This window comes from Ruminococcus sp. (genome assembly GCF_024684275.1).
In genome coordinates, this window is the sequence record NZ_JAIKXF010000018.1 from 1 (window position 1) to 10,505 (window position 10,505).

Sequence of the window (10,505 nt, forward strand, 5' to 3'; positions counted from 1 at the left end):
GCTTTCACAAACAACGGCGAGCGTCTCGTAGGTCAGGTGGCTAAGAGACAGGCTATCACAAACCACGACAGAACAGTTTCTTCTATCAAGAGACATATGGGTTCTGATTATAAAGTTGCTATCGACGGCAAGAACTATACCCCACAGGAAATATCCGCTATGATACTCCAGAAGCTCAAGGCTGACGCAGAGGCTTACCTCGGCGAGACAGTAACTGAGGCTGTTATCACAGTTCCTGCTTACTTCACAGACTCACAGAGACAGGCTACTAAGGACGCAGGTCAGATCGCAGGTCTTACCGTTAAGCGTATCATCAACGAGCCTACAGCAGCTGCTCTTTCATACGGTATAGACAAGGAAGAGGAGCAGACCGTAATGGTTTACGACCTCGGCGGCGGTACATTCGATGTTTCTATCATAGAAATGGGCGAGGACGTTCAGCAGGTACTTGCTACAGCAGGTAACAACCGTCTCGGCGGCGATGACTTTGACCAGCGTATAATCAACTGGATCGTTGACGAGTTCAAGAAGACTGAGGGCATCGACCTTTCACAGGATAAGATGGCTGCTCAGAGACTCAAGGACGCTGCTGAAAAGTCAAAGATAGAGCTTTCATCTACAACAACATCAAATATCAATATCCCGTTCATCACTGTTGATGCAAGCGGCACACCTAAGCACCTCGACCTCACACTTACACAGGCTAAGTTCAACGAGCTCACAGCTGACCTCGTTGAGGCTACAATGGGACCTGTAAGACAGGCTCTCAGCGACAGCGGTCTGAATATCTCAGAGATCAACAAGGTGCTCATGGTCGGCGGTTCTTCAAGAATCCCTGCTGTACAGGAAGCTGTTAAGAAGCTCATCGGCAAGGAGCCATTCAAGGGCATCAATCCTGATGAGTGCGTAGCTCTCGGTGCTGCATATCAGGGCGGCGTTCTCGGCGGCGACGTTAAGAACGGTCTTCTCCTTCTCGATGTAACTCCTCTCTCACTCGGTATCGAGACAGCAGGCGGAGTTTGCACAAGAATGATCGAGAGAAATACAACTATCCCTACAAAGAAGTCACAGGTATTCTCAACATACGCTGACAACCAGCCTGCTGTTGACATCAACGTACTTCAGGGTGAGCGTGAGTTCGCAAGAGACAACAAGCAGCTGGGTACCTTCCGTCTCGACGGTATCGCTCCTGCTCCAAGAGGAATCCCACAGATCGAAGTAACCTTCGACATCGACCAGAACGGTATCGTTCACGTATCCGCTAAGGATCTTGGCACAGGCAAGGAGCAGAACATCACTATCACTTCCTCAACAAATATGTCTAAGGACGACATCGACAAGGCTGTCAAGGAAGCTGAGCAGTACGCTGCTGAGGATAAGAAGCGCCGTGAGGCTGTTGACAACAAGAACGAGGCTGAGAACCTTGTATTCCAGTGTGAAAAGGCTCTTACAGACTTCGGCGACAAGGTTTCTGCTGACGAGAAGTCCAATATCGAGTCTAAGTGCACAGCACTCAAGTCTGCTATCGAAGCAAACAATGACTCTGAGATCAAGACTCTCAAGGAGGACCTCCAGAAGGCATTCTATGACCTTTCCGCTAAGGTATATCAGCAGGCAGCTCCTAACGGTGCAGCAGGCGCACAGGGTATTGATCCTTCACAGTTCGCTAATATGGGCGGTGCTGCTGACGCAGGCGCTCAGGGCGGAAATGACGACGGAGTAGTTGATGCAGACTTCACTGAGGTTTGATAATGAAGATCAATAAAACTGTAAGAAATATTATCATCATAGCTGCACTTGCTGCTTTAGTGTATTTCGGACTCAAATGGTTCGCAGGCTTTGCCAACGACGACCTCGGAGATTACGACGGCGGCAGAGGCAAATATGAGGATTCGATAGAAAACAGTTGATAAGGCTTTTAGGGCGGATTTTACTCCGCCCTAAAGGTGTATTTACAGGCGCGGTAAAAAACTGCCGTTTTAATGCGTTTATGACGCGAAAAAGGGAGCGGAGGCACTCCGCCGCCCTAAAGGTGCATTTACAGGCGCGGTAAATTAGTAAGTAGAAAGTAGTAAGTAGAAAGTAGTAATTATTCAAACTTCTGCACACTACTCTCTACTCTCTACTCACTACTCACTAATAAGGAGAATAAATATATGGCTGAAAAAAGAGATTATTATGAGATCCTCGGTATCCAGAAGGGTGCTTCCGAGGACGAGATAAAAAAAGCCTTCCGTAAAAAGGCAAGAGAAAACCACCCCGACCTTCACCCTGATGATCCGTCTTATGTCGAGAAATTTCAGGAGATAAACGAGGCTAATGAAGTGCTTTCCGATCCGGAAAAACGTGCCCGCTACGATCAGTTCGGCCATGCAGGCGTTGATCCAAGCTACGGCGGAGGCGCAGGCGGTATGGAGGGCTTCGGCGGCTTTGCGGATATGGACGATATTCTCGGCAGTATCTTCGGCGGCTTCGGCTTCGGCGGCGGCTCAAAGCGCTCTAACGTAAACGCTCCGAGAAGAGGCGCTGATATCCAGGACACCATATCTATCAGCTTTATGGAAGCCTGCACAGGCAAGAAGCAGGACATAAAGGTAAACCGTATGTGTGTATGCGACAGCTGTAAGGGCTCAGGCGCAGAACCGGGTACTCAGCCCGATATTTGTCCCGACTGTCAGGGCAGAGGTACTATCAAGGCTACTCAGCGTACTCCATTCGGCGCTATATCCTCAACCAAGCCATGTCCTCACTGCGGCGGAAAGGGCAAGATAATCAAGAGCCCATGCAGCAAGTGCCGCGGAGTAGGACGTATCAGAGTTCAGAAGAATGTAACTATCGACATTCCTGCCGGTATCGACGACGGACAGACACTCCGCGTAGGCGGTCAGGGCGACTGCGGCTTAAACGGCGGTCCTAACGGCGACCTCCTCGTTGGCATCAATGTAAAGTCACACCCTATCTTCAGACGTGAGGGATTTGACATACACTGCGATATACCTGTTACTTATATGGAAGCTGTTCTCGGAGCCGAAATAACCGTACCTACTATTGACGGCGACGTTAAATATACCATAGCCGAGGGCACTCAGACAGGAACTATATTCCGCTTAAAGGGCAAGGGCGTTCAGAGACTTCACCGTACAGACCGCGGAAATCAGTACGTCAAGATATACGTTGAGGTCCCCAAGAACCTCTCCAAGAAGCAGAAAGACCTGCTGAAGCAGTTTGAGGCTTCACTTACCGAAAAGAACTACGCTAAGCGTCAGAGCTTCTTTGAAAAGCTCCGCTCAAAGCTGGATTTTTGACAATATTGGTACAGACCTGTTGTAAATTGCACAGTAGGTCTGTTCTTTTACCGAAAGGAGGCAATCCATGTTTGAACAGGACTATATCATGCGGCAGATAAAGGAAATGACTGCTGTTATTGCCAGAGTTTTCTTCGGAAGGAAGACGTACAAATCATTTCCTATGCTGGAAGAGGCAGAAAGGCAAAAGGCTTTTGCACTAATAGAACAGATACAAAACGGCGAACCAAAAAAGGCTGTTGAAGAGCTTGACAGACTTACTGACAACAACACAAAGGAAAATCTCATAATAGGGCTTGAGTTCTTTTCTCAGCTCAGCGATATGTCCGAGCAAATACTTTTGAAAGATGGCTACAGCCTTGTTAATGCAAGGAGAGATTTCACAAAATTTGCGAAAAAATTCGGCTTGGAGCAGATGACAGACCTTTATTTCGGTGAAAATGAAAGCGAAGAAGTCAGCGAATAAGTATAAAACCTCCCAAAGCGGTCATAATATCCGCAAAGGGAGGTGTTTTTATGGTTGAACAGGACACTATAAGGCTGCTTCGTGAGTGCGATGCAGGCGTTAAAATGGGTATATCCTCTATCGGTGACGTTCTGAGCTATGTCAGCAGCCACGACATGAAAAGAGTATTGCAGGACAGCTCTGAGGAACACGACAGGCTGAAAGCTGATTTGCAGGGACTTCTCGGTGAATATCACGACGAGGGCAAGGAGCCTGCGGCTATGGCTAAGGGTATGTCATGGGTAAAGACCAATGTAAAGCTGACAATGAACGAATCTGACAGCACTGTCGCAGACCTTATCACCGACGGCTGCAACATGGGCGTGAAGTCCCTAAGCCGCTATCTCAACAAGTATCAGGCGGCAGATGAGCGCTCAAAGGATATTGCAAAGCGCATAATCAGCGCCGAGGAAAGGCTCTGTACCGACGTAAGGGCGTATCTGTAGAATGGGCGTACTGCGCGAATTAAAAAGGGATTCCGAGTATTCGGAATCCCTTTGGATTTATCTCATCATTGTTGGCTTTGCAGGAGCCCCCCATTTGTTATATACCACACTTGGCTGACACCAGAATATGATGTTTACAATAAGACCTATAAGTGATAAAGGCGAAAAGAGGCATGAAAGACCTGATACGACCTCCCATGAACCGGGAATGAGCTCTATATAGGTGGGAATATTGCCCACTAACAGGAGAACGAACCACCAGCCCGAATGACCTGCATCATGGAGTCGTCTGACAGCCGATGACCAGTACGGTATACCGATAGCAGTGCTCACAAGGATTATGATAAGCATTGGAACATAGAACATATCCATTATGTCCTCAGGTGACGAAAATGTAGTATATGCTCCTGAACTTATTTTAGGGAATATCGCTGCTGACATTAAAACAATCGATATTATTCCAATAAATATGCCTAAAATGAAGTTGAACAGGAATCCCCACCAGAATTCGCTTCGTGTCGAACGTCCCTTGAAGTTGAAATAATTCTTGAAATAGAGCTTAATAGCCTCTCCGAAGCCTACATACTTAGGACTTCCGTCACCCTCGTTGAATTCGCCGTAGTGGTCAAAGCCATAGATAGGTCCCTGATACATATTGGGCTGACCGTAGCCGTTGGGCTGTCCGTAGCCGTTGGGCTGCCCGTAGCCGTTAGGCTGACCGTAGCCGCTGGGCTGACCGTAGCCACTGGGCTGACCGTAGCCACTGGGCTGACCGTAGCCGTTAGGCTGTCCGTAGCCACTGGGCTGTCCGTAGCCGCTGGGCTGTCCGTAGCCGCTGGGCTGACCGTAATTGTCAGGCTGAGAAACCGAGGTCTGCGAGGCATCTGTCTGCGCATCTGCTGTTGGTACAGGTATCGCAGAAATATCGTCCATTTCCCCCGACGCTATTTCCAGTGACGCACCGCAGTTTTCGCAGTAATTATCGCCGTCTTTGTTTTCATAGTTGCAATATCTGCATTTCATGTGTTTGCCTCCTTATATCATGATGTATTATTGATATGCCAACTAAATCTTGAATCTGATACTTGGAACTTCAAGATTCAATTGTCATATCAATAATTTTAGCAAAAAAATATTTTCTTGTCAATATATCAAATATTATGTTTTTGTAAATTGTTACGTAGTTAAATGCTTTGCACTCTGTAACAAAATATGGCATTGAATATCAATTCACCGACGTTCTTTTCACTAAAGCCGTATTTTTTATATTCAAAGAGCGGTAAAAAATCTGTTTTAACAATAAATTACTGCCCGTTCATGGGGTTTTGTGTGTTATTTTTCTATAGTTAAGCTGAAAATATACCCGATGTAAAATCATTAACCCTTATTCCTTGCAGAATATGAACTAATGGTATATTTTTCATATTTTCTTATCATATGCCATAAATGCCTGTAATCAGGCGTTTATTTTCAACAATTACTGTTCATTTGATGAAATCGCAATTTTTTAAACATAATATGTACAGCAATTATCCACCTTTTCTATATTTTTTCGGTTGAATTATACATATAAAAAGTGTATAATTTTAGTATAACAAGATTGCAGCTAAGAGCTTTCGACAGGAACGATATATGGATTATGGGGTTTCTTACACGGTATTTTCCTCGTAGCAATAAAAGCTGCTTCAATGAATAGAGGTGAAACAGAAATGAATTCAGAAGCTATCTTCAACGCTGCTCATTCAACAGCAATACGATTACTGGAATCAGGCGCTTTCATATCACCTGCTGACACAGTCTGCACTATTCAATCCGCATCAGGAAGGCTATATACAGGCATCAGCCGTACAGATATGAACAGCGCTGTCCACGCAGAGATAGACGCAGTACAGAATATGCTTGCCGCAGGAGAAAATATCATAGAGGCTCTGCTGCTTTTAAATACACAAAGCAGAACACCTATGCTCCCTTGCAACAACTGTATAGGCTATATCATGTCCCTTGCACCTGCAAACGCAGGCTGCATGATAATGATGCCCGACAGAATGATAAGCATATCAGAGGTGGGTATGTTTGCTGCGCCTATGGGAAATATGCCCGAGCCTGCTGTGTTCGGCGGTCAAGCTGCTGCTCCGCAGCCTCAGTATACCGCTCATGCAAAGGCTTCTCCCATAACAATAGCACAGCCTGCTGCCGCTGCGCCTACGGCTCCGCCTTTAGCAGCAGCTCCTTTTTCTGAGTCTCATATCGGGTCTACATCGGTATCTATGGACACAAATACTGCAAATGCTAAAGGAGATCTCCTAAAGAACAGAGTCAGCAGTCTGTTGAAGGTCGCGGAAGAACCGGAAACAGACGAGTTTCTTGACAGTCTGCCGTCACCGAAGAAGCGCTTCGGCTTCTTCAGGAAGTAATTCAGGGAGGTATTAAATTAAATGAAAAGTCAAAGAAAAATATCAACAGTCGCGTTGATCCTCATAATCCAGCTTATCATTATGATCGCTCTGTCACTTGGAATTACTATGACAATCAGCTCTACAACACGAAAAGATTCTATCGACCATATGCAGACCATTACCAATGAGCGTGCTCATATTATTCAGACCTATGTAGAGAACGCGGAAAAAACTCTCAGCTATTTCAGCAATGCCGAGGCTGTAAGGAATATCCTGACCGATCCCGATAACGCTGAATACGCAGCTAAGGCTCAGAAGTACACCGAGGATTACTCGGCGGATATTGGCCTCGCAAATGTAGAAGGTCTCTGGATAGGTACGTGGGATACTCACTGTATTGCCCATACCAATGCGCAGACTGTAGGAATGCAGACAAGAAAGGACGCCGATAAGCAGAAAGAGCTTCAGGACGCACTTATCCGCGCAGGCAACGGCGTTTACAATACGGGTATCATCATTTCACCTGCTTCAGGAAGGCAGATCGTATCCATGTATCAGGCAGTATATGACGACGGCGGTCAGCCATTAGGCTTCGTCGGACTCGGAATATACACAGAACAGCTCGTTCAGACTCTTGACAATCTGGAAATAAAGGGCATCGAGGATTCATCATACACTATGATCAATGTTAATGATAACAAGTATATCTTTAACGATGATCCTCAGCAGATAGGTAAAGTCGCAACAAACAAAAACATCCTCAAAATCTGTCGTGAGCTCAGCTCAGACAACAGCGGCAATACCGAAGGCTCATTCCAGTATAAGGACAATGAAACAGGCACAAAGTATGTCTCGATCTACTCCTATATGTCAAAATATAACTGGCTGCTCATACTTAACGATACCAAGTCTGAGGTATACGCACTGTCCCATACAATGCGCTGGTATATGGCATTATTCGCAATAGCCATAGTAGTTCTCACCCTTATCTTCGCTAACCTCAACAATAAGCAGGAAAAAGCGAACCAAAAGCTTGCTTCGACCATCATCAAGAGCAACAAGACAAAGGAATCCCTCTATACAGCCATGTTCAAGGACGTTCTCACCGATGTCAGCAACAGAATATCCTTCCCTATGGACTTTGAAGAGGTCAATTCTCCGCCATCTCGCCCGTACTACTTCATAATGTACAATATCGCAAACTTCAGCGAGATAAATTCACGCTACGGAAACGATACAGGTGACTGGCTGCTTGTAAGAACAGTTGATATACTAAAGCAGGTGTTCAAGAACTGCAAGATATACCGCACAGGCTCAGATGAATTCGTTATCGCTATGCAGGTCAATGAAAGTGACAAAAAGCAGAACGATATTATCGAGGACGCAGCCGACGCATACAAGAGACTTACAGCCCCCCAGTCAACCCCTACTGGAAAGGTAAATTTTGGCTTTAGGTCTGCTGTTGCAAAAAAGTCGGGCAAGATCAATTCATCAGTCATCGCTGTTCTCAAGGACATGATAAACAAGGACGCACAGGCAAGCTTCGGACATATCAACTATACAGATATGGACGCAAACGAATAATATCAAAAGGCTGTCGATATAGTCACCTTCTCTTGGCGGAAAATATGGTTACCGAGCCTGAAATTTCAGTCTCTTAAATATAACCTGCGATCTGCCGGAGGGGGCGCCCCTTCGGCAGCCTTTGATTCTGTCGGGAAAATCGGATTCACATGGGAACAAATGCACGGCGAAAAGTGTCCGCCTGCAAATTATAGTTTATCAGCAGTGATTGTTGCTATTTTTTTGTTTTTATGGTAAAATATATGAAAACAAACATTTCAAAGGAGAACAAAATGAATAGTCACAAGGATATTTCCGAAAAGAGATCCTCCTTCTGCAATTCCGCTGTAACAGGCCTTTTCGGGATATTTTCTGCACACCCGTATATATCAATGCTGCTGATATGCATTATCTCAACCATGCCATTTTGCGCAGCAAGCAGCAATATATCATCAGCATTCCCTATAATAATGTTCTTTTTCTACTGCGTTTCGGCAGGACTTATCGTACCGCGGATATGCAGTAAATATAAGCTAAAAGACCCGCTGCCGGTAATACTGACAATTGCAGCCTCTGCCATCGGAGCTCCAGTATTCCTGTATTACAGGAATCAGGAAAACAAACTTCTGTTTGTATTCGCATTTGGCTGTATAATGCTTACAGCTTATTATCTTGCATTTCACACGAAAAAAATGTCACGCCGCTTCAATTCCCTGCTAATAATGGGCATGGGCTTTATGGTGAAGCTTTGCTACGTTCTCGGCACATCAATAAGTGACCGCCAGCATGATGTAGGTTACTTTGAGCCGTCAAAAGAGACAGCCCCGGGGCATCTCGGCTATATCTCCTATCTTTTCTATAATCACCACCTGTACGACGGAGATTACAGAGAGATATTCCAGTACTGTCACCCACCACTTCATCATGCTTTGTGTGCTGCGTGGGTAGGCTTTCTCAACCGTGTACTTGGCGTTGACATCGAAAACGCCGTGGAATCAGCACAGGTTCTTCCGCTGTTTTACTCGATGACAATAATTATCACAGCGTATAAGATATTCAGATACTTCAAGCTGGAGGGAAAAGCTCTATATATTCCACTTATTATCACTGCCTTTCACCCATGCTTCACATATCTCAGCGCTTTCATGAACAATGATGCCCTTACATGGGCTCTTACAATGGGAGCAATACTCTGCACCCTGCAATGGTACAAAGCCCCTACAATAGCAAATATAATCAAAATAGCACTATGTCTCGGACTCGGAATGATGACCAAGCTCTCAGCAGCCCTTGCGGCATTCCCCATAGCATTTGTGTTTATCATTGTATTCTTCCGAAGCATAAAGACATCATGGAAGAAAAATCTCGGTCAGTACGCTGCATTTCTGACAGTATGCTTCCCATTGGGAATGTGGTTCCCCATAAGAGGACTTATCCGCTGGGGAATACCGCTTACATACGTTCAGGAGCTCCCAGAAATGGACCAGTCCATAAAAGGGATAACATTCTGGGAAAGGATAACCGATTTTTCACTGAAGCAGGTACAAAATGTATACGAAAACTGGCTGTGGCGCGACGAAAGCGGAGCTCCGCAGGGCTTCAACGAGCATAATCCGCTGATAGCAATACTTAAAAATTCCATTTTCGGTGAGTTCATCAACGGAAACAACTTTCCCGGCATGGCATACATGGATACAGTCTGCAAGATTCTTTTCTGGCTGGGAGTAGCCTTAGCAGCTGCCGCATTCATGGCAATGATAGTATATTTATTCAGGAAAACAGCGGCAGACAGGTTAGAAAAAGGATTTATAACGTTCTTTCACATTGTTCTGATAATAAATCTATACATCCTTTCAAAGAATTATCCAATGGTTTGCAGCATGAATTTCCGCTATCTCATGCCAACTGTAGTAACAGGAGCTCTGTTTCTCGGATATGCTGTCTCAGAACTGGAAAACAGTCCTAAATCAGCCGTAAAAGCCCTCAGAGTACCTGTGTACTTCGCCGTCATCGCATTTTCAGCATTATCAACCTATGTTTATATGGTAGTCGCTTCGACTACGTAAAAAAGAGCAGCTATGCTACTCTTTTTTTTCGTGGAATTAATAATATAAATACAAAACAAAAAGGACTGCAATAGCAGTCCTTTAAAGTGTCGGCACTGATTTAGTTTTCCGGGCCGTCACCAGCCAAGTATCGTCAACGCGAATGAGCTTAACTTCCGTGTTCGGAATGGGAACGGGTGTGACCTCATTGCCATAAGCACCGACTATTTTGAAGTATTGAAACG

General features: G+C 45.3%; 9 protein-coding genes and 1 rRNA gene. 8 read left to right on the plus strand and 2 right to left on the minus strand.

Annotation, left to right across the window (positions count from 1 at the left end; all coding sequences use genetic code 11):
• The 5 genes from dnaK to K5677_RS02035 form a co-directional block, all read left to right on the plus strand.
• Positions 1-1,749, plus strand: a 1,749-nt coding sequence (dnaK, locus tag K5677_RS02015) for a molecular chaperone DnaK (RefSeq protein WP_296724075.1), incomplete at its 5' end; no start/stop codon positions are given.
• 2 nt (positions 1,750-1,751) lie between these two features.
• Entirely contained in the window at positions 1,752-1,910 is a 159-nt protein-coding gene (locus tag K5677_RS02020; RefSeq protein WP_296724077.1) for a hypothetical protein, read from the plus strand.
• A gap of 246 nt (positions 1,911-2,156) precedes the next feature.
• Positions 2,157-3,305: a molecular chaperone DnaJ gene (gene dnaJ, locus K5677_RS02025; RefSeq protein ID WP_296724079.1), complete on the plus strand. Its 1,149-nt coding sequence runs from the start codon at positions 2,157-2,159 to the stop codon at positions 3,303-3,305.
• 67 nt (positions 3,306-3,372) lie between these two features.
• On the plus strand, positions 3,373-3,771 hold the full coding sequence (locus K5677_RS02030) for a DUF6483 family protein (protein WP_296724081.1): 399 nt from the start codon (positions 3,373-3,375) through the stop codon (positions 3,769-3,771).
• 50 nt (positions 3,772-3,821) lie between these two features.
• Positions 3,822-4,256: a hypothetical protein gene (locus K5677_RS02035; protein ID WP_296724083.1), complete on the plus strand. Its 435-nt coding sequence runs from the start codon at positions 3,822-3,824 to the stop codon at positions 4,254-4,256.
• Between the two features lie 57 nt (positions 4,257-4,313).
• Here the strand turns inward: K5677_RS02035 and K5677_RS02040 are convergent, their stop codons facing one another.
• Positions 4,314-5,279 carry a DUF805 domain-containing protein gene (locus K5677_RS02040; RefSeq protein ID WP_296724084.1) on the minus strand — a complete coding sequence of 322 codons (966 nt, stop codon included), beginning with the start codon at positions 5,277-5,279 and terminating at the stop codon, positions 4,314-4,316.
• A 686-nt stretch (positions 5,280-5,965) separates the two neighbouring features.
• Between K5677_RS02040 and K5677_RS02045 the strand changes: the two genes are divergently transcribed.
• The 3 genes from K5677_RS02045 (at position 5,966) to K5677_RS02055 (ending at position 10,281) form a co-directional block, all read left to right on the plus strand.
• Positions 5,966-6,670: a hypothetical protein gene (locus tag K5677_RS02045; RefSeq protein WP_296724086.1), complete on the plus strand. Its 705-nt coding sequence runs from the start codon at positions 5,966-5,968 to the stop codon at positions 6,668-6,670.
• Between the two features lie 21 nt (positions 6,671-6,691).
• The gene (locus tag K5677_RS02050; protein WP_296724089.1) at positions 6,692-8,236 is read left to right on the plus strand and encodes a diguanylate cyclase; all 1,545 of its coding nucleotides are present in this window, start codon (positions 6,692-6,694) and stop codon (positions 8,234-8,236) included.
• A gap of 272 nt (positions 8,237-8,508) precedes the next feature.
• The gene (locus K5677_RS02055; RefSeq protein ID WP_296724092.1) at positions 8,509-10,281 is read left to right on the plus strand and encodes a glycosyltransferase family 39 protein; all 1,773 of its coding nucleotides are present in this window, start codon (positions 8,509-8,511) and stop codon (positions 10,279-10,281) included.
• Between the two features lie 87 nt (positions 10,282-10,368).
• On the opposite strand, the gene rrf is transcribed toward K5677_RS02055, so the two are convergent.
• Positions 10,369-10,485 (minus strand): 5S ribosomal RNA (gene rrf, locus K5677_RS02060).
• Between the last annotated feature and the right edge of the window lie 20 nt (positions 10,486-10,505).